Below are 25,682 nucleotides of genomic sequence, written 5' to 3' on the forward strand. Positions count from 1 at the left end.
ATGGAACATGACACAGGAACAGCACTACGGCAGTTACGCAGCAGCCTCTAGCCAGAACACGGACCGCAAGCTGGTCCGGGCGATGGGCTTTTCCGTCCTTGCCCTGACCGGCATCGCGATCGGGCTTTCCGGCACGCCGGACGCGCGGATGATCGGTCTGGTCGCCGCCTTCGCAGCCATGCTGACGGTCAGTGCCTGCCTTGGTTCCCGCCTCGCCAAGGGCTTCACCTCCCGCAAGGACATTGTCGGACGCCGCAGCGGCCTGAACCTGGAGACCTGGTCATGACCCCCGAAAAGATTGAAACTCCGGTGGAAGGCGGCATCAACACCGATGCGGTCCCGGCCATCGCCCCGAAGAAGACCAAACGCCGGCAGGCCACCCCGATGCAGCGTGAGCTGTCGGAAGCCCGCCCGCTTCTGAGCGCAATTGCACTCGGGCTGATCTTCGCCCTGACGCTGACCCTGGCCGCCTCCCTGGCCCCGGACACCGTCGGCGCCAAGGGCGGCCGGATTTCGCAGCCTGCCTCGCCATCTCCGGCAACCATGGCGCCTGCAACACCAGCCATCAAGACCTCGTGAAGACCTCCTGGCGCCCAAGTTTACGGCTAATTTTCCGGCCAGTCTTCCGGTCTCTCACACGCTCCTCCCCGGAAGACCACAACCGGCCCGATCCCTGATCCGGGCCGGTTCGTGTGTTTCATGGAACCTCCCTTGTTCTCATGAGTTTTCCCTTGGTCTCAGCCGGAGCCTTCCTCCCTCCTCCATTCGCCCCGGCCAAGAGACCATTGCGAAACACCGCTTCCCGGCGGATAGTTAGCTTCAAAGTCAAAACGGGAGTTCTCCATGGACATCGATCTCACCCTGTCCGCCGACACGATCCGCCTGTTTGCCCAGAAAGCCAGGTCCGTCAATGACGCCCTCGAGGATGGCTTTGACGACAGCAATGATGGCGAGATCGAGTTTGACGAGGACACCCTGACCGACACCCACGCCCATGACGGCCTGGCAGAAGAAGAAAACGACGACATGACCGAAGAAGAGCTTCGGGAACTGATCGCCGATCTCAATGTCGATGAGGCCGCAGAGCTGGTTGCAGTGGTCTGGGTGGGACGCGGCGATTATGAAGCGGAAGACTTTCCGCAGGCCGTGGAAGATGCCAAGGACCGGGCAAATGCCTCAACGGCCAAATATCTCATGGGCATGCCGCTTCTGGCCGACCACATAGAAGCAGGTCTTGACGCTCTGGAGCTTTAAGAGCCTGGCCCGCCCAATTCGACCGGATGCCCCCAAGCACCATTTCCGGTTGCGATTCGGGTTTCTTTGGAAAACGCCATAAAGAAACCATTTACCATCTTTCCCTCGCCTCTCTTGTGCTCCACCCTGCGGTCTGCAGTTCGAAACCACTGGCGGAAACCATGGAGGAGTGATTGTGACGATGTTCCAGGATCAATCCAAGCGTGACCCACTATCCCTCGAACAGCCTTCTCCCTGGCGCCTCTGCGCCCTCTTCTGCGGGGTTTGCACGGTTCTCGGCGTGTTGCTCGCAGCCTTCACGAGTTAGCTCAGCAGCTCTTTACGCGTTCCCTTTCAACGCCAGGGCTCTGCGGTCTCCCTTGGGAGAGTGTTTCAGATGACATCCCGCAGAATAGGCGTTCTGGACGCGGCCCGTGGCGCGGCGCTCGTGGCCATGGTGATCTATCACTTGTCCTGGGACCTGTCCTGGTTTGGCCATGTGGACTGGGCCGTCTCGTCAGATCCGGACTGGAAAGCCTTCGCCGCCTCCATTGCAGGAAGCTTCCTGTTCCTGTCAGGCATCGGGCTGGCGCTCGCCCATCGCAACGGTATCCGCTGGCGGGCATTCTGGATCCGCGAGGCAAAGGTCGCCCTTGCGGCCTGCGCGGTCTCCCTGGCCACATGGTTTGCCTTTGGCGACAGTTTCGTCCGCTTCGGCATTCTTCATTCCATCGCCGCCAGCAGTCTCATTGCCCTGCCGTTTTTGCCGGCGCCCGCTTTCCTTTCGATTGCAGCGGCCGCTGTGATCGGCACAGCACCGTTGTGGGCCTCCAGCACTGCCTTTGATGGCCAGTTGCTGCTCTGGACGGGGCTGGGGCAGCCGGACTATGGCTCCGTCGATTACGTGCCGATTGCCCCCTGGACCGGGCTTGTTCTGCTGGGGCTCGGTCTCTCCCGCCTTGCCCTGCAGCTGAAACCCGGTCTATTCGAAGCCCGCTCTTCAGTTGCCGCTGGCGAGGCCCCGAAGCAAAACCGCGCTATCGGTGCGCTGGCAACCTTTGGCCGCTATTCCCTGCCGGTCTATCTCATTCATCAGCCGCTTCTTTATGGCCTTGTCTGGTCTTTCACCGCCCTCGGCATTGCTCCGGACAGAAGCGAAGCCCTGTTCGTCCGCGATTGCAGCCGCGCCTGTGCCGCGACCTTTGGCGATCAGACAGCCTGCAACTCGTCCTGCTCCTGCACTCTGGACGCTGCCAAATCAGCGGGCTTCTGGAAAGATCTGGTCGACAGCCCCAATGACAGCGGCCTGCGCGCGCAGCTCAATGATGCCTATGCCATCTGCCTGCGGGACACGCCGTCAACGCCGCCCGCGACCGGATCAGGCAACTGACGTCAGGAAGCGTCACAGGGCTGCCCTTTCGCGCATCCGCTTGATCCGCGCCTTGGCAAAGGTAGGGAAATCCGTCCGCGTGTTGCCGAGCCCTGCCTGTTCCAAGGCCCAGAGAGCCGAGACCGCATCGCAGCGCTGCATCATCTCCTGGAGGGAAGACGCCTCCGGCAGATGGCCGCCCGACGCCCTGTAGCCTTCCAGGAAGGCGCTCTGCGCTGGTCCTTCCATCTCGTTTTCAAGCAGGGCATAGGCCAGATCCCACTCCGGCGGTGCCATTGCGGAAAACTCGAAATCGATGAGCTGCAACCCATCTGTGGTTTTCAGGATATTGCCAGGCGACAGATCGCAATGGCTGCGGACCAGACCGGACGGGTTAGCGGTTCCCATCTCCGGCAGGCCGTGGAGAACGGTCCGAATGACTGTCAGTTCCGACGCAAATGAACCCGTTCTGGCGGCGGACTTCAGCAGTGACCGCAGCAGCCCCGGCAAATCCAGCGTGCCCTGAAACGTCCCGTCCAAACCATGCAGGCCAGCGATCAGTTTTCCGAGCGCAAGAGGTTCAACCGTTCCCTTCGCGATCGCCTTCCGCTGCATCAGCATCAGGCCATCTTCTTCATCAAAAAAGAGCGGCTCAACAGCCAAACCGGCCCGGGCTGCAAGACAGAGATTATGGTGCTCGCCCTGCCGGTCGATCAATCCGGCACTTTTCGCCGCGGGAACCCGCAGGACAAAAGCGCCATGCTCAGCAACCACGCCGAACACGGAGTTTGACAGCCCCGGAAGGCGCTCAGCCTGCCTCACCTCTCCCATAAGCGGCATCAGCCCGGGCCGGTCATCCAGCACGGCCCGAACGGCTTCCAACGAACTTCCGTCTCCGGAAGCCTCTGCTCTGTCAGAGACAAATGCCGTTGAATCTGCCAAGAACGATCATCCTCATCTTCGCGCGCCGCCGCATTATTCAGCCTGATGGAGAGTTCCATGACCGGTTCCCCCGACCAGCAAGTCCCCCCGTCTTCGGGACCGTTGATCAGCCTCGAAAACACCCAGACGCCGGAAAAGGTGCAGGCACCCCATATCACCATCACCTATTGCCGCCAATGCGGCTGGCTGCTGCGCACCGCCTGGATGGCCCAGGAAATCCTGACCACATTCTCCGAAGATATAGGCGCAGTGACCCTGGTTCCGGGCACAGGCGGCATTTTCACCATCACCTGTGATGGCCATCTGGTCTGGGACCGCAAGAGCGACGGCGGTTTTCCCGACGCCAAGACCCTAAAGACCCGCCTGCGCAACCTGGTCTGGCCGGAAAAAGACCTGGGTCACTCGGATGCAGGGAAGGACAGGACCTGACCACTGAGAGGCTTCAGGCGAGTTGTTCCAGAAACCTGACGTCCCCTCCTCCTTTCTTTCTGCCAATCTAAAAATCCGGGCTTTGCGGGAATGCTGCTCGCAGGAGTGCTGAAAATTTAGAATGCCGCGTCTCGCTGCCGTCGGCGAATGGTTCTAGGGTCCTCCCCCATCAAAGGCTGGTCGCTCTTGTCTTGTCAGACTGGAAACCGGCCATACCATTCCCTGCACCGGCGGCCGGAATGGCCGCACATTTGAGGAAGGCGTATCCATGTTCAAGAAACTCTCTCTGGCAGCCGCAGCCCTTGCGCTCGGAGCAAGCGTGCAGGCACAGGCAGAAGAAACCCTGCGGGTCGGCATGTCCGGCGGCTATTTCCCCTTCACCTTCACCAAGGCCGGTGAACTGCAGGGCTTTGAAGTCGACGTCCTGAATGCGGTCGGCAAGGAAACCGGCCTCAAGGTCGAATTCGTCACCATGTCCTTTTCCGGCCTGATCGGCGCCCTTGAGGCTGGCCGCATCGACACGGTCGCCAACCAGATCACCATCACCCCGGAACGCGAGAAGAAGTTCTCCTTCACGCAGGCCTATGTGATCGATGGCGCTCAGGTTGTGGTCAAGAAGGGCAATGAAGAGACCATCAAGGGCCCGGAAGATCTCAAGGGCAAGACCGTTGCGGTCAATCTCGGCTCCAACTTTGAAGAGCTGCTGAAGAACCTGCCCTACGCAAGCGAGATCAACATCAAGACCTATGACACCGGCATTGAGCAGGACGTGGCTCTTGGCCGTGCCGACGCCTTCGTCATGGACCGCGTATCTTCTGCCCAGGTGATCAAGGAAAGCCGCCTGCCGCTGGCTCTTGCCGGCAAGCCTTTCTCCAGGATCGAGAACGCCATGCCCTTCCGCAAGGACGAGCAGGACGTGAAGCTGCGCGATGAAGTCGACGCTGCCCTGACCAAGCTCCGCGAAAACGGCACCTTGACCGAAATCTCCCAGAAGTGGTTCGGTACCGACATCAGCTCCGGCCAGTAAGAAGCGCAAATGCCAGGACTCGACACGCAATACATGCTGGACCTCTTGCCGGTCCTTCTGAAGAACTTGCCGCTGACGCTGTTCATGGCTTTCGTGGGGATGGGCTTCGCGCTCATCCTCGCCTCGCTTCTGGCCATCGTCCGGATCGTCCGCCTGCCGGTGGCCGACCAGATGGTCGTGGTGTTCATCAGCTTTTTCCGCGGCACGCCTCTGCTGGTGCAGTTGTTTCTCTTCTACTACGGCCTGCCGCAGGTCATGTCGTTCCTGACGGCGATCGATGGCGTCACCGCCACGATCATGGGGCTTACCCTGCATTTCTCCGCCTATATGGCCGAGAGCATCCGGGCTGCCATTGTCGGCGTGGACCGAAGCCAGTGGGAGGCAGCCGAGTCCATCGGCATGACCCGCAGCCAGATGATGCGGCGGATCATCCTGCCCCAGGCCGGTCGCATCGCCGCGCCGACCCTGGTCAACTATTTCATCGACATGATCAAATCCACCTCTCTCGCCTTCACCCTCGGGGTAACGGAGATGATGGGAGCCGCCCAGAAGGAAGCCGCCGGCAGCTTCCGCTATTTCGAGGCCTTCTTGGATGTCGCCCTGATCTACTGGGTGATCGTGGAGATCCTGTCCTTCCTGCAGCGGCGCCTTGAGGCCCGGCTCAACAAGGCTTTCGCACGATGACTTGCACCGCCGGCATATCCGTCCAGGGCCTGTCCAAGGCCTTCAACGGCACCACCATCCTCAACGGCATCGATCTCACCATCGCGCCGGGCGAGCGGATCGTGATCATCGGCCCTTCTGGGACCGGCAAGTCCACCCTGCTGCGCTGCCTGAACTTTCTCGACCGGCCGGAAGCTGGCACCATCCGGGTCGGCGATCTGAGCGTGGATGCGGCCCATGCCAGCAAGACGGACATCCTGGCCCTGCGCCGCCGCACCTCCTTCGTGTTCCAGAACTATGCGCTCTTTGCCAACAAGACCGCCAAGCAGAACATCATGGAAGCGCTGGTGGTGGTGAAGAAAATGCCACAAGCGGAAGCAGAGCGGCGGGCGCTGGCCATCCTCGGCGAGATCGGCCTGTCCGACAAGGCCGATGCCTATCCCGCCAGCCTTTCGGGCGGACAGCAGCAGCGTGTCGGCATCGGCCGGGCCATGGCGCTGGAAGCCGAACTGATGCTGTTCGACGAACCCACCTCCGCGCTCGATCCGGAATGGGTCGGCGAGGTGCTGGAACTCATGCGCCGGGTCGCCGCCCAGCACCAGACCATGCTGATCGTCACCCATGAAATGCAGTTCGCCCGAGAGATCGCCGACAAGGTGATCTTCATGGAAGGCGGCCGCATCGTGGAACAGGGGCCGCCATCGCAAATCTTCGACGCCCCGCAAGACCCGCGCACCCGCGAATTCCTCCGCCGTCTCGGATAGATCAACTTCCCCTCCTGACAGCCTTGTGTCAGGAGGGGAAGATTTTGTTTCGGGCAAACAGGAACAAACCCGCAACACCCCCTTTCCTCTGCAGCGGAACCAGCCCATATTGCGGGCATGAGCAAGAAGCCGACCTCCCCCGCCGACGATCTCCCCACCCATCCGGATGCCGCTGAAGGCTTCGGCGAAGCGCCGCAGGCCGCGTTCGAGGGCGCGCCTCTTTCCGGCAGCATCGCCGACTGGGCAAAGGAAATCGAGGAAGAGGCCGCGAAGGCTGTCCCTCACCCGTCCACCGGCGCGCAAGACGCGCCAGCGTCCACCCTCTCCCCTCAAGGGAGAGGGAAAACCGCGCCAAAGAAACCCGCCACCAAAGACGCCAAACCGGCCCGCTCGGCCCGGGGCACCTCCATGGGCAAGGCAGACAGCGCCCGTGAACGGGCAGCAGGCGGGCTTAATCCGGTCGCCGGTCTGGACATGACCCTGGAAGAGGCTGAACAGCTCGAAGCGAAGCTGAAGCAGCACCAGAAGGACAACAAGAAGAAGAAGGAGAGCAAGTTCGGCGAGCTCTCCGGCAATCAGGGCGCGACTGCGACCGTGGAAGCCCTGGCTGCGCTGATCGAGAGCGGCAATCCCCTGATCAAGGATGGCGAGGTCTGGGTGCCGCACCGGCCCGAGCGGCCGGAAAAATCCGAAGGCGGCGTGCCGATCGTACTCAAGTCCGGCTATGAGCCTGCTGGCGACCAGCCAACGGCCATTGCCGAACTGGTGGGCGGCATCGACAGCGGCGAACAGACCCAGGTGCTCCTCGGCGTCACGGGCTCGGGCAAGACCTACACCATGGCCCAGGTGATCCAGCGTACCCAGCGCCCGGCCCTGATCCTGGCGCCGAACAAGACTCTGGCCGCCCAGCTCTATGGCGAGTTCAAGAGCTTCTTCCCGGACAACGCGGTCGAGTATTTCGTCTCCTACTACGACTATTACCAGCCGGAAGCCTACGTTCCCCGCACGGACACCTATATCGAGAAGGAATCCTCGATCAACGAGCAGATCGACCGGATGCGCCACTCGGCCACCCGCTCCCTGCTGGAGCGCGACGACTGCATCATCGTCGCCTCAGTCTCCTGCATTTACGGTATCGGCTCGGTCGAGACCTATACGGCCATGACCTTTGCCATCGAGGTGGGCGAGCGCATCGACCAGCGCCAGCTGCTCGCCGATCTGGTGGCTCTGCAATACAAGCGCAACGACGCCGCCTTCCAGCGCGGCACCTTCCGGGTGCGAGGCGACACCATCGAGCTGTTTCCCGCCCACTATGAGGACCGGGCCTGGCGCATCTCGCTCTTCGGCGACGAAATCGAGGCCATCACCGAATTCGACCCTCTCACCGGCAAGAAGTCCGGCGAGATGAAGTCGGTGAAGATCTACGCCAACTCGCACTATGTCACGCCCAAGCCAACCCTTCAGCAGGCCACGAAATCCATCAAGGAAGAGCTGAAGAAACGTCTTGAGGAACTGAACGCCCATGGCCGCCTGCTGGAGGCCCAGCGGCTGGAACAGCGGACGATGTTCGATCTGGAAATGCTGGAAGCCACCGGCTCCTGCCAGGGCATCGAGAACTATTCCCGCTATCTGACCGGCCGTGCGCCGGGCGAACCGCCCCCGACCCTGTTCGAATATCTGCCGGACAATGCCATCGTCTTCGCCGACGAGAGCCACGTGACCATTCCGCAGATCGGCGCCATGTACCGGGGCGACTTCCGGCGGAAGGCGACGCTGGCCGAATATGGCTTCCGCCTGCCCTCCTGCATGGACAACCGCCCACTGCGCTTCGAGGAATGGAACGCCATGCGGCCCCAGTCCATCTGCGTGTCGGCCACCCCCGGCAGCTGGGAAATGGACCAGTCCGGCGGCGTCTTCGCCGAGCAGGTGATCCGCCCCACCGGCCTGATCGACCCGCCGGTGGAGATCCGCCCGGCCACGTCCCAGGTCGACGATCTTCTGGGCGAAGTGCGCGAGACCGCCGCCAAGGGATACCGCACTCTGGTTACGACGCTGACCAAGCGCATGGCCGAGGATCTGACCGAATATCTCCACGAGAACGGCGTGCGCGTGCGCTACATGCACTCGGACATCGACACACTGGAGCGGATCGAGATCCTGCGCGACCTGCGCCTTGGCGCCTTTGACGTGCTGGTCGGCATCAACCTGCTGCGCGAAGGTCTCGACATTCCCGAATGTGCGCTGGTCGCCATTCTGGACGCGGACAAGGAGGGCTTTCTGCGCTCGGAAACCTCGCTGATCCAGACCATTGGCCGCGCTGCCCGGAACGTCGACGGCAAGGTTCTGCTCTACGCGGACCGGATGACCGGCTCCATGGAGCGGGCGATTGCGGAAACCAACCGCCGCCGGGAAAAGCAGCTCGCCTACAACGCCGAGCACGGCATCACGCCGGAAACCGTCCGCCGCTCCATCGGCGACATTCTGGAAAGCGTCTACGAGCAGGACCACGTCACCGTGGATGCGGGCTTTGCCGAGACCGGCTCCCTGGTCGGCCACAATCTCAAGGCCCATATCGAGGATCTGGAACGGCAAATGCGGGAAGCCGCCAGCGATCTGGACTTCGAAACGGCGGCCCGCCTGCGCGACGAGGTCAAGCGCCTGCGCGAGACGGAACTTGCCGTCGCCGACGACCCGCTGGCCCGCCAGTCCTCCGTGGAAGACAAGTCCGGCGGCTACAAGGGCGACCGCAGCTTCGGCGCCGGCGGCACAAAGGCAGGCGCCAGCGGCAAGAAAAAGGAAACAGCGGCCGACCGGGCTGCCAAGTCAAAGGTCCGCAAGAACACCCTTGATGAGATGACCGTTGGCCGCACGGAAGTGCCGCTCTCCAACAAGCCTCTGCCAAAGAAGCCGGTCATTCAGGCCGACGACAGCCCTACCCCGGTCATCCGTGGCAAGATCGGCGCAGGCTCCTATGAGGACCCGGCAGAGGAACAGCGGCGGCGGGGACGGCCGAAGAAGAGCGGACGGCCGGGGCAGTAGCGGCCATTTCCTGAACAAGTGTCCCATGCTTCGAGACGCAGCTTTGCTGCTCCTCAGCATGAGGGCGGGAGCGAACTGCGCATAAGCCATTTGGCCGCAGTTGCGCCCCTCCGGATGAGGCTGCTCTCATCGGTCATCCCGGGCGAGTGAAACGAGACCCGGGACCCACTCATACCCTGAGCCAGAAGGTAGAGAACGGGCGCAAGCCGTCACGCCAGCCAAACCCGGCGACACCTTGCCTTCAAAACCACGGTGCTCTCAAGCTGCCACGCTCAAGTTTCCAGATCGTTGGATTGGGTCCCGGGTCAAGCCCGGGACGACGCTCAGGGGATGATACCTCTCCTCCGTCATGCCATGGCTCGACCATGGCATCCATGCCGAAAACTTGCCTCAAGCAAGTCACTACCGAGCGGAAACGAAGCGGCATGGATCCTCGGGTCAAGCCCGAGGATGACGACCGTGGGCGGGGAGGGCCGGATGCCCTTCACAGCCCATTCTTACGCAGGGTTTCGACCTTTCCTCGCATTATTCCAGAGTCTTCCACATTTAACACCCGCAAAACTTGCAATGAAAACACAGGCATAATCACTTTTTTCATTGCGCTTAACGGAAAATTAACCGAACTGCGCCGGTTCGATTCTGAATATGGCAAATTTTGGATTACCATCCCCTACGGCAGGAAAACCTGCCGTTGCAGTTGAGCCGTCGTAATGCGTTGGGCAGGAGCTGGGAATGGGCATTTTTTCGAAATCGGCAAAGGGCGGAAGTGATCACAGGGAGGGCCCAGACGCACCGCCTGAGGACGTGGCTGGGCAGATGGAACCCCGAGACACGTCCGGGCCGGAAACCTCCAACGTTCAGCATCTTTCCCCCTTTGCGTTGAAGATGCAGGAAAAGATGCATCAGCTGGACGGGTTGAAGAGCCGCCTCGGCAGCCTGAGCCAGGGCGTGGAGCAGATGCATGCCATGGCAGCGGAATCCCGCCACTCCCTGCAGATGATGACCGAGTTCATTGAGGCCTCCCGGGTTCAGGTGGAAACGGAAATCCGTCTCAAGTCGGAAAATGCCAAGATCTCCACGGACCTTCTGGATGCCAACCACCGGCTCGGCACGCTGGCGAACCAGCTGGAAGAGGCGCAGGCCGAAAGCCATTCCCTGCGCAAGCGGCTGACGGAAAGCCGCACGGCGCTGGAGACCGCCCGCAACGAACTGGTCTCCATTCGTGACAACAACAAGAAGGTCAACGAGGACTTCCGCACCCAGAGCGCCGAACTGGTGCTGGTCAACGGCCGGGCAACGGAGCTGGCCGACACGCTGGGCAATGTGAAGGCGAAGTTCTCCGCCGCGCAGGAGCAAGCAGACAGCCTGCAGGCGGATCTGGACGAGATCCGCAAGCGGGAGAAGGAACTGCAGCAGAACCTCTCGGAAAGCGCAGCCCTGCTGGAAGAGGAAATCCGCAAGAACAACCAGGTGACCGGTGAGCTGGAAGCCCTGAAGCGCCAGCTGGTGGATTACCGCAACGAGAACATCGACCTGAAATCCCATCTGGATGTGGCCAATCAGGAGCTGGCCTACAGCAAGTCCCGGATGGAGGAAGAACAGCGCAAGCATGACAACGAGGTCTATGCGCTGAATGCGGAGATCGAGAACCTGTCCTCCCAGCGGCGCATCGGCGCCCAGGCGCTGCAGGATCTCTCCCAGGAAAACCAGACCATGAAGGAGCGCAAGCGCGATCTGGTCCGGCGCATGCAGGAGATCGAGCAGCATCTGGCCAACGCCCAGAAGAACCACGAGCGCGACCGCAACGAGCTGGTCTCCGCCAACGCCAAGCTGCGCGAGTTGAACCTGCGCTACAATTCGGCCCTGACCGACCTGAACCACGAGCGGAACCAGAACGTGAAATTCGCCGAGCGGATGGAAGAGCTGATCGAGGAAAATCAGAAGCTGCAGAAATACAGGATCCAGGTCGACACCACCAACGACCAGATCATTCAGCTGAAGGGCGTGATCAACAACTACCAGCGTGCCATGGAAGGCCGGGGACCGGCGGAAGAACTGGGTCTAACCCGGAACTACGATCCGGCAGAAGAGGCCGGTCTTCTGGAAGGCAGCCAGGATGATGGCGGCCCGGACGACAACGGCGGGGACGACGACGGCGTAATCGTGCGTCTGCGGGACTGATCCTCAGCCGTTCAAAACCAAAGTCAGGCACCGGATCTTTATTGAAAGATCCGGTGCCTGATTTCTTGTTGTCCGAATTTGAGGACGCCGAATGCGTTTCCTCCGGGCCGTCCCGGCCTTGAGCAGGGACCACCCCAAACGGGCCTCCGCAAATTTGAGGTCCCGGATCTCCGCTTTGCTTCGTCCGGGACGGCGCAGAGGCGGTGGCGTTAGCCGCAGTCGGCTTCCAGGCCCACGGAAGCGATACCGGCCAGAGCGGCAGCTTCATCATTGTCCGAAGTGTCGCCGGTGATGCCGACCGCGCCCAGCACTTCTCCCGCGCCATCCCGCACGAGGACACCGCCCGGCACCGGAACGATCGCGCCGCCGGCAACGCCGTTGAGGGCCTGGACGAAATGCGGGCGCACTTCGGCCGCCGTGTTCAGGAACCGGGTGCCCGTGCCGACAGCCAGCGCACCGAAGGCCTTGCCGCAAGCGATCTGCGGACGCAGGATTGACGATCCATCCTGACGGGCCAGAGCGACCAGATGGCCGCCATCATCCATCACCGCAACGGTCAGCGGCTTGAGGCCCAGCGCCTCCGCCTTTTCGAAAGCGGCAGAAATGATTTGCTGTGCCGTTGAAAGGTTCAGTTTGCGCATGGTGATTTCTCTCCCTACTAATTGATCGCAGCGATTTGTGCGGGCCAGTCGACGAACCCGGATCGGGAGGCAACTCCCTGTCCGGCCTGAGCATCTTTTTCAGGGCTATCAGACCGGACCCGTGCGGACCACTGGCCAAATCAACCAAGCATTTCCTCCCTGAAGGAAACAGTCTGGAGACTAACGTGAGACGCGATTTCGAGGCACCCGGGCGTTCGCCCGTCTTTGCCCGCCAGGCCGCCGTGGCCACTTCCCACCCGCTGGCAACCAGCGCCGCGCTTGAAGTGCTTCAATCGGGCGGCAACGCCGTGGACGCCGCAATTGCCGCCGCCGCCGTGCAAGCGGTGGTCGAGCCGCAAATGACAGGTATCGGCGGTGACTGCTTCGCAATCGTGACGAAACCGGACGGCCACATGACCGGCTTCAACGGCTCGGGCGCCTCGCCCCGTGCGCTGACACCGGAGCTTCTCGCCGAACGGGGCGTAGAGGAACTGGCCCCCACTTCGCCGCATGCAGTCACTGTGCCCGGCGCGATCCGGGCCTGGGAAACCCTGCTCAAGGCCCACGGTACACGTGGCTTCGACAAGCTGTTCCGCCGGGCCATCGACTATGCGGAAAACGGCTTCCCGGTCGCCCCGCGTGTCAACCGGGACTGGGAAAAGAACGTTGCCAAGCTGGCAGCCAGCCCAGCTTCAGCCGCTGCCTATCTGGTGGACGGCGAAGCGCCGGCAGTCGGCAGCATCCTCAAGTTCCCGAAGCTGGCAGAAACCCTGCGCGCCATCGGCTCCGGTGGGGCGGATGCCTTCTATTCCGGCCCCGTCGCAGAGGATATCGTCAAGACGCTCAAGGAGCTGGGCGGCGTGATGACCCTCGAGGATCTCGGTGCCTGCCACACCACCGCAGTGTCGCCGGTCATGCGCGATTACCGCGGCCATACGATCGCCGAGCTTCCGCCCAACGGCCAGGGCATCATTGCGCTGGTCATTCTGGGCCTGCTGGAACGCTTCGACCTGCCGAACCTCGACCCGCTCGGCCCGGAACGTCTGCATCTGGAAATGGAAGCGGCCCGCATCGGCTACGCCGTTCGCGACAAATTCGTCACGGACCCGGGCTACATGGATGCCTGCCACACCTCGCTGATCGCCGAGGACTATATCACGCAGCTTTCGCGTCTGATCCGTCTCGACCGGCGTCTCGTGGACCTTCCGGCAACCAGCCTCGCGCCCCAGACCGACACGATCTACCTGACCGTGGTCGACAAGGATGGCCTTGCCGTCTCCTTCATCAACTCGATCTTCAACGAGTTTGGCAGCGGCATTCTGGCCAAGAATTCCGGCGTCCTGCTGCATAACCGCGGGGCGGTCTTCCACGCCAAGCCGGGCCACGCAAATTCCATTGCAGGCGGCAAGCGCCCGATGCACACGATCATCCCGGCCTTCGGCCTGAAGGACGGTCTGCCGTGGCTCTCCTTCGGCGTCATGGGAGGTCACTACCAGGCCTGTGGCCATGCGCATCTCGTCTCCAACATCGTGGACTACGGCATGGATGTTCAGATGGCGATCGACATGCCGCGCATGTTCTTCGATCTGAAGACCCACGCGCTGGAAGCGGAAAAGATGATCCCGCAACGCGCCATCGACGGGCTTGAGTCCCTGGGCCATGTGGTCCGCCGGGCTGCGGCCCCCATCGGTGGCAGCCAGGCCATCATGATCGACCGTCACCAGGGCCTGCTCATCGCCGGCTCTGATCCGCGCAAGGACGGCCACGCAGCAGGCTATTGATCCTGCGGAAGAAATTCAGGCGGCGGATATTTTCTGCCGCCTGACTGATCCAGCTCCGGCTCCCCAGCGTAGGAAAGAGGCAATGCGCACTTTCCTGGGAGACCCGGATGCACGTGAAGACCAGAACACTGGCTGCCCCATCGCAATCGTCAGCATTCGCTCGACCGGCATTTGCCGTTGCGCTGTTTGTCCTGCTTGCCCTCAGTCTCGTCATGCTCTTTCCCCGCCCGGCCTCTGCCGGACTGGGGGCAGCAGGCAATTCAGTCCCCGCAGCAAGTCTGGTTGGCGAAGGCCAGATGACATTCCTGGGCTTCGCCATCTTTGACGCGGAACTCTACGCTCCCCAAGGCCAATACAAGCCGAGCGCACCCTTTGCCTTGAAGCTGACCTATCTTCGCAGCTTCAAAGGCACTGCCATCGCCGCCGAAACCGCCAAGCAGATGCGCCGCCAAGGGATGAAGGACGTGGCAAAATTAGAAGTCTGGACCGATCAGATGAACCGGATCTTTCCGAACGTCTCCAAGGGCCAGTCCCTGACCGGCGTCCGTGACCGCGCGGGAAATACGGTGTTCTATTCCGGCAGCAAGGCGATCGGCACCATCAAGGATCCGGAGTTCACCAAGCGGTTCTTCGCCATATGGCTTGGCCAGAACACCCAGAACCCTGACCTGCGGAACAGGCTGGTAGGAGCGCGTTCCTGAGGAGCTCCCCAGACGATAATTCCCCATCACGCCGGGCTCTGATGGCCCATGGGATGATGGCTTTCCCCTTAGCCTTTGCGGGCCTGCCCATCTATCTGCATGCCCCGGACTTCTACGCAAGGACCCTCGGCCAGCCGCTGTCATTGCTTGGCCTCGTTCTGCTTGCCCTTCGTGTCATCGACGCAATTCAGGATCCGCTGATCGGCAGTCTCAGCGACCGCTGGAACAGACACAGGACACTCATCCTCAGCCTCGGCACCACCGCACTCGCAGCTGGTTTCTGGATGATATTTCACCCAATTCCCGATGCCCCCCTGGTGTCGCTGGCACTGTCCGTCTTCATTTGCACCACTGGCTATTCCGTGGTCGCGATCAATCTGCAGGCCCTCGGCGGAACCTGGCGGGTGCCGGAAGCGTCCAGAACAAAAGTCACCACCTGGCGCGAAGGCTTCGGCCTTGCAGGGCTTCTGGCAGCTTCCATCGCTCCAACGCTGCTGAATGCGGAGGCCGCCCCACAGGCCGCATTCAACCTCCTGTCCCTCAGTGTCGTTCCCTTTTCGACTGCTGCCCTGATCGTGCTGACCCGCTGGATGAGACGCTCGCACTTCCAGCTAGCTGCCAAGTCTTCCGCCGGCTTCGGGTGGAAACTCCTGCTCCGGCATCCGTGGAGGAGGCACTTCTTCGGGCTCTATGCGCTCAACACCTGCGCCAGCGCCATACCCGCCGTCCTGGTGCTCTTCTTCATCCGTGACCGGCTCGAGGCGGGTCACCTCACCGGCTCCTTTCTGCTGCTCTATTTTCTCTCCGGCGTTGGCGCCATGCCACTTTGGGAGACCCTCGCAAAACGAAAGGGTAAGGTCATCGCCTGGGCCACCTCAATGGCCCTGGCCACAGCGACATTCTTCTGGGCCGTCTTTCTGGGACCCGGAGATGTGATCATGTACGCAGCCGTCTGCGCACTTTCCGGTCTGGCACTCGGCGCCGACCTCGCCCTGCCGCCTGCCCTTCTGGCAGACCATATCGACCGGACGTCAGGGGCAGGTGAAGCGTCTCGGCTCTTCGCCCTGATGGCCTTGATCTCGAAGGGAGCGCTTGCAGTTGCCACCGGCATTGCCTTGCCGCTCCTGGGTCTTGCGGGCTATCAACCCGGCATGGAGATGACCTCTGGCACCGGCCTCTGGCTCTCTTTGGCCTATGCGGCAATCCCCTGTGTGCTCAAGGCCTTGACCCTCATCTGGTTGATCGGGCAAAGGCAAGCCATTGCTCCTTGAAGATCTCCATTGCATGATCTTCGCAAAGCCCTTGCAACCTCCGGAAAAGATCAGGAGACCGATCCGCGTCATGAGCGTCCGCCCGCCCAAGGCCTATAGTGCGCAGCAGACTGATCCAATCACAGCCGCTCTGGAACAGGAAATCCTGGGGGAGAAGATCGGAACACTTTCCCGCCTGAACAAGAAGCTGGAAACCGCACTGAAGCGGATCCCTGTTCAGGAAGAGGATCAAACCGAAGAGACGCAATTGATCCGTCAGCTGCGCGTCGCCGAGGCAGGCGAAGCCCTGTGGCATGTGACCATCCAGCGTGAGCTGTGCGGACTGCTGAAACACCAGGCGTTTTTCAACGAGATGGGCGTGCCCCGTGACGTACGGTTGAGCTGCGGACCAGTTCCGGCAGCCCTCAGAAAGCAGTTTCAGAAAAGCTGAAACTTGGGGCTCAGGCCCGCGCCGGACGCCGGATCAACGGCACCAGCTGAACGGAAACGATCGCCAGCAGGATCAGTGCGCAGCCAACGAGCCCCAGACCGCCAAGCCGCTCGCCCAGCAGGATCGCGCCGAACATGGCGCCAAAAAGCGCTTCCGAGGCGAGAAGTATTGCCGCATCCGCCGCGCGGGTCCATCTCTGGGCCACCGCCTGAAGGGTGAAGGCCAGGCATCCTGATACGACACTCGTATAGAACAGCTCGAAGCCGGCGGCCTGGATCTGGGCAAAACTGATTTCCTCGGTTGCCAGCCCGCACAGGACACCTGCAAGACCGGCAATCAGGAACTGCGAGAAAGCAAGCGCAAGAGGCCTGCCGCTGGTCAGGCCCACATGACCGAGCAGGGCCACGTGCAGCGCCCAGAAAACTGCGCAGACAAGCACCGCCCCATCGCCCCAGTTCAGCGTATCCAGGCTGGCGCCCCCAAGCAGCCAGATACCCGTCAGCGCGGCAAAGGCAGCGGGCCAGATCACCGGATGGGGAATGTCCCGGAACAAGGCAAAACCGATCACCGGCACAAGAACCACGTAGAGCGAGGTCAAAAAGGCCGTATTCGTGACCGTCGTGGTCATCATGCCGATTTGTTGAATGACGATGCCCAAAAAGAACACCGCACCAATCAAGCCGAACCTAGCCAAGTGCCCCTGCGTCAATCTATCATTCCGCCGGGCAGTCCGCTCGCGCCAGGCGAAAGGCGCAAGGACGAGCGCCGCGATCAAGAACCGGATGCCCGTGAAGTAGAACGGGCCGACGTCCTCCATTGCTGTGGACTGGGCGACAAAGGCCGATCCCCAAAGGGCAGCGGCCAGCAAAAGAAGAGAATTGGCGGTCAGACGGTTCATGGCTCACCGCGTATCGGAGGCCGATGAACTTGGCAAGTGGGGATGAAGTTTCCGTGTCCACCATCACAGACACGCCCAGAATGACAAACTATGCCCCTTGTGGCGGCGGGCGGGCAAGGCAAGCCTGGAAACGAACCGAAGCGGAGATGAGGATGCAAAATGCAGGGGGAGGCGCAGCGTGCACCGGCGATCTGGATGGCTGGCAAATCGGCGCTGCCAAAATGACGCAGCGCCATTGCCAAGAAAGGCCGCAGCCCTACCCTGATCCACAGGCCTCCGCCAAAAGCTGCCAAACGCGCAAACCCACCGCCTATCCACATCTGGAAAAGCAGCATGACACACATGCAAGCCATTGAATTAAAAGACAGGTGCCGAGAACCGAAGCGGCTTGCTCCCCATTCTGCGCTATCAGACTGGGGACACATCAAAAGCACGCTCTTGCAACTGGTGAGAAGCAATGGTTCTTTGGCGGCGATTTTTCAAGTGCCGACGGCCGTTTTTACCTGCAGGGGCAGGTTTCCTGATCAACCACCTGCTACCGTAGCGTTCACTACGCGATTCGGCCCCTCCCGGCTTGGTCTGCGTGACACTGTGGCGACCAAGAGACGAGGGCCTGAGCAACAGGCGATGCGTAAACCCGTGACTTTCCGTTATACCTTCAAAGCCGCTCTTATTGGTCTCACCTGCCTTTCGATCGCCGTACCGGCAGGCAGCCTGTCTGTGAGCCTTGCCTTGTCCTCAACCGCGGAGGCCGCTGGTGCCCGCGTGGTACCGGAAGGCAACCGCAATAAAAGCCAGCCTGCCATTCCGTTCTCTTCCGCGCGCAGAACCAAGGCTGCCCAGTCGACTTATGATCAGAAGTTCGACAAGATCATCGCCGTCCTGAAGCGCGACAGCAGCCTCATCTCGAAGATCAAGCGGGTCGCCGGCCGATACAACATCGACCCGATCCACATGATCGGGGCAATCATTGGCGAGCACACCTATAACTACGACACGCTCGACAGTGCCCAGTCCTATTACATCAAGGCACTGAACTACGCAGGCATTCCGCTGAAGTTCGAATACAATGGCGAGAATGTCGAAGACTTCGTCCAGCGACCGGAGTTTGACCGGTGCCAGACCAAGTCCATCCAGCAGCACAGCGACCGCCGCTGGGGCTGCTACGAAACTGTCTGGGAATCCAAGTTCCGCAACAAGCGCGTTTCCGGCACTCGGTTTCCGGGCACCAACTTCAACGAGACCTTTTTCCAGCCGCTGTTCTCCGGCCAGAGCTTCGGCCTTGGCCAGCTGAGCCCGCTGACGGTCCTCAAGATGACCGACCGGGTCGCACGGCAGAGCCGGAACCGGCCCCTGAGCGCCTCCGACCCTAAGGCCGTCTACAAGGCCACCATGGATCCGGATATTTCGCTGGAATATATGGCCGCAGTCATCCAGGACGCGATCGAAGCCTACAAGTCTGTCGGCAAGGTCGATATCTCCAAGAACCCGGGCATCACTGCGACGCTCTATAACCTTGGCGACCCCTGGAAGCGGGCCACCCGTTTCCGCCGCAGCGGCGCCACCTGGCCCAGCGAAAACTACTATGGCTGGCTGGTGAACGACCGGCTGGAAAAGATCCGCTCGGTCCTCTGATGGCACTGCCTTCTGGATCCGCTGGATCACTCTGAATTCAGACCGGGCAGTTTGCCCGGTCTTTTTGTTTCACGAACTTCACACCAGGAACGGATTGGTCGCCCGCTCCTGGCCGATGGTCGAAGCCGGACCGTGCCCCGGCAGGAACGTGACATCATCACCCAGCGGATAGAGCTTCGTCTTGATCGACTGGATCAGTGTCGCATGGTCACCTCCTGGCAGGTCCGTCCTGCCAACAGATCCCGCGAAGAGCACATCACCCGAGATCGCCAGACGCAATTCCTTGTCGAAGAACACCACATGACCCGGCGCGTGGCCTGGGCAATGCAGGACGTCAAACGTCCGGCCCGCCATCTCCATCACATCCCCGTCCACCAGCCAGCGGTCCGGCTCGACCGGTTCAACCGGCGGAAGACCGAACTGCCTGGCCTGATCCGCAGCCCGTTTGATCAGCATCCGGTCCTCTTCATGCGGGCCTTCAACGGGGATGCCTAGTTGCGAGGCCAGATCCGCTGCGCCGCCCACATGATCGATGTGGCCGTGGGTCAGAACAATCTTTTCCACCTCGACGCCATGTTCTCGGATTGCCTTCAGAATTTCCGGCACATCTCCGCCCGGATCTACCACCGCCCCCTTCATCGTCGCCGGGTTCCAGATCAGCGAACAGTTCTGCTGAAACGGCGTCACCGGGATGATCAGGATCTGGATGGGCGGAAGTTCGGCCTCGGCAGAGCCGTTGGAGGATTGTGACAAGGATATGCTCCGGTTGCCCCGTCATGCGGAGAATTGAGAATTGCTGGGCAAAGTGGGCTTCCCGGCGCGTTTATCAGGCCTGGGCCGCTTCACCTTCGGTTCTGCTTTTCGTACAAGAAGATAAGGCTGCTGGATAGCCAGCAGACTGATTTGGATATCCAACCGATGATGCAGACGCTTTTCCGGACCACACTTGTGGCAGCCCTCACCGTCTTTCAGGCACATGGTGCCATGGCAGACGGCGACCGCACCATGCCGTCCTGGGGAAAGTGGGCCGTCGATTGCGGTAACACCGGCCTGTGCCTGACTTCTTCTTTGGTTCGGGGCCAATCTGCCTGGGTCGACATCCGGATCGTCCGGGACTGGCAGGCAGGTGCTGCCCCGCTTGTGCGGGTGACGGCCAACAGCCCGCTCGCCGGCAATGGCACGGTCACTCTGAGCATCGACGGCCGGGAAATCGAAACCTTCACCGTCAAGGAACTCACTGAGGCTCAAACCTCCATTGTTTCGCCAACCGGCTTCCGCCCGATCGGTGGCGAGGGTTTCTGGTATCCGGCGGGCCCCGCAACGATGGCCCTGCTCGATTCCATGCGCGCCGGCAACCAGCTGACCATTTCGCTGCCCGTGAACGGCGCCCAGTCGGAGATCACAATTCCGCTCAAGGGACTGCGGCAGGCCTTTGCCTGGATGGACCAACGGCAGCAACGCTCCGGAAGCCAGACTGCACTTGCCATTTCCGGTGACGGCATGCCCCAGGATGCCCCACATGCCATTCCCGTACTGGTTCCGGAAACCCTGCCGCCTGCCGTGCGCCAGGCCTGGGACCATAGCCGCACATGCTCGACGATCGACCCGGCCATCTTTGCCGGACTTGATGCGATTGCAGCCCCCCTGCCGGACAAGACAACCCTTTATCTGCTGCCCTGCGGGTCCCCAACCGCTTACAACACGGCCTATGTGACTGTGCTGGCCTATGCGGACGGAAAGGCGCGTCAATTGCAGATGGCCCGGCTGTCCGAGCAGGGACCGATTGCATCCGATGTCATCTACAATGCGAGATGGACCCCGGGCACGCTGGAGCTTGATGGTCTCTACAAGGGGTCGGGAATTGGCGACTGCGGCACCTGGAACAGATGGCGCTGGACGGGGGCAACCTTCGCCCTCTCGGCGGAGGCGTCACGCATGACATGCGATGGAACGGAAACGCCGCTCCGGGATTGGCCGCTTCTCTGGCCTGCCCCAACGTCAACCAAATAGCATCCTTCCAAGGATTCACTTGCGATTTTCCCGCACACAGCCTTATGATGATGGTGCAGCGGACTGGATGGGGATGCGGCATCCTTGTTTCAACCCAATCCTGTAAGTGGTAGCGGACGCAGGGCATGCGTTTCGCAAGGAACGGCTCGTACAAAAATTCGAGCAATTATAATGGGTTAAGTGCCTTTAGCGGTAGGCACGAAGTTAAGGTGAATAAGTAATGCACGATGGCGATTCGGACCGGCGGTCGCGTGGACGTCGCGGCGGCAAGCGCGAGTTTGGCGGTCCGCAGGACTTCGGCAGCGATTTTGGCGGCGGCGATTTTGGCGGCGGTTACGGCGGTGGACGCGACGGCGGTTACGGCAGCGGCCGTGACGGCGGTGGCTATGCCGGCGGACGCGATGGCGGCGGCGGCTATGGCGGCGGCCGGCGTGAAGGTGGCGGTTACGGCGGCGGCCGTGACGGTGGTTATGGTGGCGGCAACCGCGAAGGCGGCGGCGGCTACGGCGGTGGCAACCGTGAAGGCGGCGGTGGTTACGGTGGTGGCCGTAGCGGCGGTGGCTATGGCGGCGGCAACCGTGAAGGCGGCGGCGGCTACGGCGGTGGACGCCGTGAAGGTGGCTACGGCGGCGGCAACCGTGAAGGTGGCGGCGGCTACGGCGGCGGACGCAGCTTCGGCGGCGGCAATCGCGAAGGCGGCGAAGGTGGCGAAGGCGGTTTCCGTCCGCGTCGTCCGCGTCCGGAATTCGACACTCCGGTCGAACGCGGCCCGCGTCAGGATGGCGTGGTAAAGTTCTTCAAGTCCGACAAGGGCTTTGGCTTCATCACTCCGGACAACGGCGAAGCCGATGTCTTCGTTCACATCTCTGCGGTGGAACGTTCCGGTCTGACCACGCTCGACAGCGGTCAGCGCATTTCCTTCGAAACCGAGCCGGATCGTCGCGGCAAGGGCCCGAAGGCCGTCAACCTGCAGGAAATTGCTGAAGGCGGCGAAGACGCTTCCGACGCAGATTTCGACAGCGAAGACTGAGAACATCTAAAGCCTTGAAGGCTTTTGGAAACGGGCGGCGGTTCGCACGGACCGCCGCCTTTTCTTTGTTGATTATAGAGCATCTGGCCCAGGCACATGCCTCGCCATTGCTTTCACCGTCATCACCTTGCGCAAATCGCGCGTCCTCCTCGCTCTCGGGGGGCGATTGCACAAGAGCCACCTTTGTGAGATGACGCCGGGCAAACGAATGAAGCGCCGTTGACTGCAAGCGCGTCTCGCCCAGCCAGCCTGAGCGGCTTTCCCAGTTCCGCCGCGTACAGCGAATGATGATCCGCCTGAACCACCTGTTGCGTGCCCTGAACCGATGACCATGCCAACTGACACCTCCTCTTCAGTCACGATCCGCCCCATTAGAGCGGAGGATCTCGACAGTCTGCTCGCCATGAACAATGCGGCCGTACCCGCGGTTGGTGAATTGACGAAAGACAAGCTGGACGGTCTGGTTGCCATGGCAAGCCACGCGGTCACCGCCGAGCTTGACGGCACTGCCGCCGGTTTTCTTCTCTGCCTGCCGGAAGGCACCGCCTACCCCAGCCGGAATTATCGTTGGCTGAGCGAGCGGATTGAGCGCTTTGCCTATGTCGACCGGATTTGCCTGGCGCCGCATGCCAGAAATCTTGGCGCAGGCGAAATGCTCTACCGGCATATCATCGCCCAATTGACGCCAGAGGATGGCCCGGTCGTCTGCGAGGTGAATACACGGCCCGACAACCCGGGCTCCCGGCGCTTTCACGAGCGGATCGGCTTTCACGAAATCGGCACGGCGGACTATGGTGACATGGCCGTGGTCTTTCTCCAGCACGACGCAGCCACTCAAGGAACAGAACGCAAGTGAACTACCGTCACGCCTATCACGCCGGCAACATCGGCGACGTGCTAAAACATGCCGTTCTCGCGCGCCTGATTGTCTATCTGCAGCGCAAGGACCGTCCCTTCCGCATCATTGATACGCATGCGGGCATCGGCACATATGACCTGACCTCTGAAGAAACCCAGAAGACAGGCGAATGGCAGAAGGGCATCGGCAAGGTTCTGGCTTCCGAGCCACCCGTAGAGGTCGCGGAGATCCTGAAGCCCTGGCTTGATGTGGTTCACAGCGTCAATGGCGAGGGCAAACTGACTGCCTATCCCGGCTCTCCGACGTTGGCACGCAAGCTGATGCGCTCGATCGACCGGCTGACGCTGACAGAGCTGCACCCCAAGGACTTCCAGACGCTGGCTGATCTTTTTGCTGGCGATCATCAGGTCAAGACCATCCATCTGGACGCCTGGCTCGCCATGGGCAGCTTCGTCCCGCCCAAGGAGAAACGCGGGCTTGCCATCATCGACCCGGCCTTTGAAGTGACCGACGAATTCAACCGGATGGGCAAGGCCGTGGTCAAGGCATGGAAGCGCTGGTCTTCCGGCGTCTTTGCCATCTGGTATCCTCTGAAGGATCGCTGGGGCCTTGCGGCTTTTCACGCAGCCCTTGAAGACGCTGGCGTCCGGGATGTTCTGGCTCTGGAGCTGAACACAGGCCGCAGCGGCCCGGACACGCCAATGCTCGGATCCGGCATGACCATCATCAATCCACCCTTCACCCTGGCAGGCGAGATGGAAATCGTCCTGCCCTGGCTGACGGAGATCCTTGGAGAAGGGGCGGATGCCAACTGGAAGATGAAGCAGATCATTCCGGAATGAACCTCAAGTTCCATTCCATGACTTGACCTTGTCTCCAGCCTCCCCCATCGTCGCTTTTGCTTAGAAGGCTGGAGATCTGCCCCGTGAAAAAGTTCAGAACCCTGCTTGCCGCCGCTCTCTGTCTGGGTGCGGCCACGCCCATCTCCGGTGCACTGGCAGCGGATGCGCCCTATTATGGCCCTGCGGACACGAGCCGCCTTCCGGCCTGCGAAGCGGCCTCCGTACAGGCAGCAGTCGGTGGCCGTTTGGCACAGGAAGCCCATTACTCCGGCAATCCCCACACGGTGACCGGACTTGATGGTGTCCGCGAGCTTGCCAATCACACCAATGGCATCAGCCCGCTGGAGCGGCGCTACTGCACCGGTCTGGCCCGGCTGACAGACGGCAGCCAGCACACGGTCTATTACAAGCTGGAAGAATATGCGGGCTTTGTCGGCCTGAGCTGGAATGTCGAGGCCTGCCTTGCCTCCTTCGACAGATGGCATGTCTACGGCGCAAGCTGCAGCACTGTCCGTCCCCGCTGATCGCCGAGGACTGCCCTCGAATGTTCCAATCCTTTTTCCGCAAGGCCAGAACAACCCTGGTCCTTGCCGCCGCATTGCTCGCAAGCCAGGGGCCTGTTCAGGCTGAGGATCAGGCAGGCGACTTCGACTATTATGTGCTCTCGCTGTCCTGGTCGCCCAGCTATTGCGCGGCCAAGGGGCGCGATGCCGATCCCACCCAATGCCGCGCAGCTAAGCCCTTCGGCTTCATCGTCCATGGGCTCTGGCCGCAATATGAGCGGGGCTGGCCCGACTTCTGCCGCACGGGCGTGGCCGGTCCGACCCGGAGCCAGGTTGATGCCGTGCTCGACATCATGCCCAGCCGGGGCCTGATCAATCATGAATGGCGCAAGCACGGCACCTGCTCGGGCCTGTCCGCGGGCGAATATCTGGACACGCTTCGCGCTGCCTTCGAGAAGATCCGGATACCGCCAGCGCTGAAGAATTCGAACAAGACCTATCTGGCGGCACCTGAAACCGTCGAAAAGGCTTTCCGCCTTGCCAATCCGGGCCTCAATGATGCCGCCATGGCCGTCACCTGCTCCCGCGGCGAGATTGACGAGGTCCGCATCTGCCTGACGAAGGACCTGAAATTCCGCACCTGCAAAGCGGTCGACCGGGCAGGCTGCCGCTCTTCAAAGATCAAGATCCCGCCTCCGGTCCGCTGACCGGCGCAGCCTCTCTTCACTCCCGCTCCGGCACTCCGGAGCTCTGGAAAGGACAAACCAATGCCTGTGCTTCGCTCTTCCCCTCCCTCGCCCTTCGGACGGAAGATCAAGATTGCCGCAAAGCTGCTCGGCCTGATGGACAAGATCACCATCGAGGTGGCTGACACTGCCAATCCGGATGACAGCCTGCGTGCCCAAAACCCGCTCGGCAAGATCCCGGCGCTCGTGCTGGATGATGGCAGCGTGCTCTATGACAGCCGCGTCATCACCGAATATCTTGATTTCATGGCTGGCGGAAACCGTCTGCTGCCGGAAGGCGAAGCCCGCTTCCCCGTCCTGCGACTTCAGGCGCTGGCAGACGGCATCGTGGATGCCTCCATCCTCCAGGTCTATGAACTGCGCTTCAAGCCCGAGGAATACCGTTTCCCGGACTGGATGACCTATCAGAAGGCCAAGGTCACCCGCGGCCTGGACTGGCTTGAGGCCAACACGCCTCCAGCACTGACCTCTGCCGCAGATGCCGATGCCGGAACGATCGCTCTTGCCTGTGCGCTGGGATATCTAGACCTGCGCTTTGCAAGCGCCTGGCGGGAAGGCCGCCCCAATCTGGTGGCCTGGCTCGACAGCTTCGATGCGGCAGTCCCCGCCTTCGGGGAAACCCGTCTGGATCCGGCTCCGGTTCCGGCCACGGTCGCGACCTTGCGCTAAGTGCTCCAAAGCAAAAGGC

26 protein-coding genes are annotated in these 25,682 nt (G+C 61.6%); 22 read left to right on the plus strand and 4 right to left on the minus strand.

The features are described 5' to 3' along the window. The first annotated feature begins 7 nt into the window (after positions 1 to 7). The 4 genes from BUA94_RS11125 to BUA94_RS11140 all read left to right on the plus strand — a co-directional run bounded on the left by BUA94_RS11125 (position 8) and on the right by BUA94_RS11140 (position 2,623). Positions 8 to 286 (plus strand): hypothetical protein, encoded by a 279-nt coding sequence (locus BUA94_RS11125; protein WP_073013059.1) that lies wholly within the window; start codon positions 8 to 10, stop codon positions 284 to 286. Next, entirely contained in the window at positions 283 to 579 is a 297-nt protein-coding gene (locus BUA94_RS11130; protein ID WP_073013061.1) for a hypothetical protein, read from the plus strand. Before BUA94_RS11125 ends, BUA94_RS11130 begins: the two co-directional genes overlap by 4 nt. Before the next feature lie 264 nt (positions 580 to 843). Continuing rightward, entirely contained in the window at positions 844 to 1,254 is a 411-nt protein-coding gene (locus BUA94_RS11135; protein WP_073013062.1) for a DUF3775 domain-containing protein, read from the plus strand. A gap of 376 nt (positions 1,255 to 1,630) precedes the next feature. Next, on the plus strand, positions 1,631 to 2,623 hold the full coding sequence (locus tag BUA94_RS11140; protein WP_073013063.1) for a heparan-alpha-glucosaminide N-acetyltransferase: 993 nt from the start codon (positions 1,631 to 1,633) through the stop codon (positions 2,621 to 2,623). 12 nt (positions 2,624 to 2,635) lie between these two features. Here the strand turns inward: BUA94_RS11140 and BUA94_RS11145 are convergent, their stop codons facing one another. Next, positions 2,636 to 3,484, minus strand: a complete 849-nt coding sequence (locus tag BUA94_RS11145; protein ID WP_073013064.1) for a choline/ethanolamine kinase family protein — start codon at positions 3,482 to 3,484, stop codon at positions 2,636 to 2,638. Between the two features lie 198 nt (positions 3,485 to 3,682). On the opposite strand from BUA94_RS11145, the gene BUA94_RS11150 reads away from it, so the two are divergent. The 6 genes from BUA94_RS11150 (at position 3,683) to BUA94_RS11175 (ending at position 11,647) form a co-directional block, all read left to right on the plus strand. Continuing rightward, positions 3,683 to 3,973, plus strand: a complete 291-nt coding sequence (locus BUA94_RS11150; RefSeq protein WP_073013827.1) for an Rdx family protein — start codon at positions 3,683 to 3,685, stop codon at positions 3,971 to 3,973. Positions 3,974 to 4,241: 268 nt separating this feature from the next. Beyond that, positions 4,242 to 5,000 carry an amino acid ABC transporter substrate-binding protein gene (locus BUA94_RS11155; RefSeq protein WP_073013065.1) on the plus strand — a complete coding sequence of 253 codons (759 nt, stop codon included), beginning with the start codon at positions 4,242 to 4,244 and terminating at the stop codon, positions 4,998 to 5,000. A gap of 9 nt (positions 5,001 to 5,009) precedes the next feature. Further along, positions 5,010 to 5,684, plus strand: a complete 675-nt coding sequence (locus BUA94_RS11160) for an amino acid ABC transporter permease (protein WP_073013066.1) — start codon at positions 5,010 to 5,012, stop codon at positions 5,682 to 5,684. Next, positions 5,681 to 6,427 (plus strand): amino acid ABC transporter ATP-binding protein, encoded by a 747-nt coding sequence (locus tag BUA94_RS11165; protein ID WP_073013067.1) that lies wholly within the window; start codon positions 5,681 to 5,683, stop codon positions 6,425 to 6,427. Before BUA94_RS11160 ends, BUA94_RS11165 begins: the two co-directional genes overlap by 4 nt. 117 nt (positions 6,428 to 6,544) lie before the next feature. Next, positions 6,545 to 9,466 carry an excinuclease ABC subunit UvrB gene (gene uvrB / locus BUA94_RS11170; RefSeq protein ID WP_073013068.1) on the plus strand — a complete coding sequence of 974 codons (2,922 nt, stop codon included), beginning with the start codon at positions 6,545 to 6,547 and terminating at the stop codon, positions 9,464 to 9,466. Between the two features lie 816 nt (positions 9,467 to 10,282). Further along, positions 10,283 to 11,647, plus strand: coding sequence for a coiled-coil domain-containing protein (locus tag BUA94_RS11175; RefSeq protein WP_208980053.1), 1,365 nt, complete (start codon positions 10,283 to 10,285; stop codon positions 11,645 to 11,647). Between the two features lie 209 nt (positions 11,648 to 11,856). Here the strand turns inward: BUA94_RS11175 and BUA94_RS11180 are convergent, their stop codons facing one another. After that, a complete protein-coding gene (locus BUA94_RS11180; RefSeq protein WP_073013072.1) occupies positions 11,857 to 12,288 on the minus strand; it encodes a GlcG/HbpS family heme-binding protein in 432 nt (143 codons plus the stop codon). 185 nt (positions 12,289 to 12,473) lie between these two features. Between BUA94_RS11180 and ggt the strand changes: the two genes are divergently transcribed. From ggt to BUA94_RS11200, 4 genes are all read left to right on the plus strand, one after another. Further along, on the plus strand, positions 12,474 to 14,069 hold the full coding sequence (gene ggt / locus BUA94_RS11185) for a gamma-glutamyltransferase (RefSeq protein WP_073013074.1): 1,596 nt from the start codon (positions 12,474 to 12,476) through the stop codon (positions 14,067 to 14,069). Between the two features lie 107 nt (positions 14,070 to 14,176). Beyond that, positions 14,177 to 14,770 carry a chalcone isomerase family protein gene (locus BUA94_RS11190; RefSeq protein ID WP_208980054.1) on the plus strand — a complete coding sequence of 198 codons (594 nt, stop codon included), beginning with the start codon at positions 14,177 to 14,179 and terminating at the stop codon, positions 14,768 to 14,770. Between the two features lie 56 nt (positions 14,771 to 14,826). After that, on the plus strand, positions 14,827 to 16,041 hold the full coding sequence (locus BUA94_RS11195; protein ID WP_073013829.1) for an MFS transporter: 1,215 nt from the start codon (positions 14,827 to 14,829) through the stop codon (positions 16,039 to 16,041). A 70-nt stretch (positions 16,042 to 16,111) separates the two neighbouring features. After that, complete coding sequence (locus tag BUA94_RS11200; RefSeq protein WP_073013830.1) at positions 16,112 to 16,471, plus strand: DUF6665 family protein; 360 nt, start codon at positions 16,112 to 16,114, stop codon at positions 16,469 to 16,471. A 10-nt stretch (positions 16,472 to 16,481) separates the two neighbouring features. Here BUA94_RS11200 and BUA94_RS11205 read toward each other — a convergent pair whose 3' ends face one another. Next, positions 16,482 to 17,369, minus strand: a complete 888-nt coding sequence (locus BUA94_RS11205) for a DMT family transporter (RefSeq protein ID WP_073013076.1) — start codon at positions 17,367 to 17,369, stop codon at positions 16,482 to 16,484. Between the two features lie 693 nt (positions 17,370 to 18,062). On the opposite strand from BUA94_RS11205, the gene BUA94_RS11210 reads away from it, so the two are divergent. Further along, positions 18,063 to 19,004 carry a DUF1402 family protein gene (locus tag BUA94_RS11210; protein WP_408011943.1) on the plus strand — a complete coding sequence of 314 codons (942 nt, stop codon included), beginning with the start codon at positions 18,063 to 18,065 and terminating at the stop codon, positions 19,002 to 19,004. Positions 19,005 to 19,082: 78 nt separating this feature from the next. On the opposite strand, the gene BUA94_RS11215 is transcribed toward BUA94_RS11210, so the two are convergent. Continuing rightward, entirely contained in the window at positions 19,083 to 19,757 is a 675-nt protein-coding gene (locus tag BUA94_RS11215; protein ID WP_073013080.1) for an MBL fold metallo-hydrolase, read from the minus strand. 165 nt (positions 19,758 to 19,922) lie between these two features. Between BUA94_RS11215 and BUA94_RS11220 the strand changes: the two genes are divergently transcribed. The 7 genes from BUA94_RS11220 (at position 19,923) to BUA94_RS11250 (ending at position 25,663) form a co-directional block, all read left to right on the plus strand. Continuing rightward, entirely contained in the window at positions 19,923 to 21,014 is a 1,092-nt protein-coding gene (locus BUA94_RS11220) for a DUF1176 domain-containing protein (protein ID WP_208980055.1), read from the plus strand. A gap of 220 nt (positions 21,015 to 21,234) precedes the next feature. Next, positions 21,235 to 22,044 (plus strand): cold-shock protein, encoded by an 810-nt coding sequence (locus BUA94_RS23940; protein ID WP_073013082.1) that lies wholly within the window; start codon positions 21,235 to 21,237, stop codon positions 22,042 to 22,044. Positions 22,045 to 22,375: 331 nt separating this feature from the next. Further along, positions 22,376 to 22,900 (plus strand): GNAT family N-acetyltransferase, encoded by a 525-nt coding sequence (locus BUA94_RS11230; protein WP_073013832.1) that lies wholly within the window; start codon positions 22,376 to 22,378, stop codon positions 22,898 to 22,900. After that, positions 22,897 to 23,745, plus strand: a complete 849-nt coding sequence (locus tag BUA94_RS11235) for a 23S rRNA (adenine(2030)-N(6))-methyltransferase RlmJ (RefSeq protein ID WP_073013084.1) — start codon at positions 22,897 to 22,899, stop codon at positions 23,743 to 23,745. Before BUA94_RS11230 ends, BUA94_RS11235 begins: the two co-directional genes overlap by 4 nt. Positions 23,746 to 23,828: 83 nt before the next feature. Continuing rightward, positions 23,829 to 24,269, plus strand: a complete 441-nt coding sequence (locus BUA94_RS11240) for a hypothetical protein (protein ID WP_208980056.1) — start codon at positions 23,829 to 23,831, stop codon at positions 24,267 to 24,269. 20 nt (positions 24,270 to 24,289) lie between these two features. Then, complete coding sequence (locus tag BUA94_RS11245) at positions 24,290 to 24,955, plus strand: ribonuclease T2 family protein (RefSeq protein ID WP_073013086.1); 666 nt, start codon at positions 24,290 to 24,292, stop codon at positions 24,953 to 24,955. A 60-nt stretch (positions 24,956 to 25,015) separates the two neighbouring features. Beyond that, positions 25,016 to 25,663 carry a glutathione S-transferase N-terminal domain-containing protein gene (locus tag BUA94_RS11250; RefSeq protein WP_073013088.1) on the plus strand — a complete coding sequence of 216 codons (648 nt, stop codon included), beginning with the start codon at positions 25,016 to 25,018 and terminating at the stop codon, positions 25,661 to 25,663. Positions 25,664 to 25,682: the final 19 nt, after the last annotated feature.

This window comes from Roseibium suaedae, assembly GCF_900142725.1.
GTDB classification, from domain to species: Bacteria; Pseudomonadota; Alphaproteobacteria; order Rhizobiales; family Stappiaceae; genus Roseibium; species Roseibium suaedae.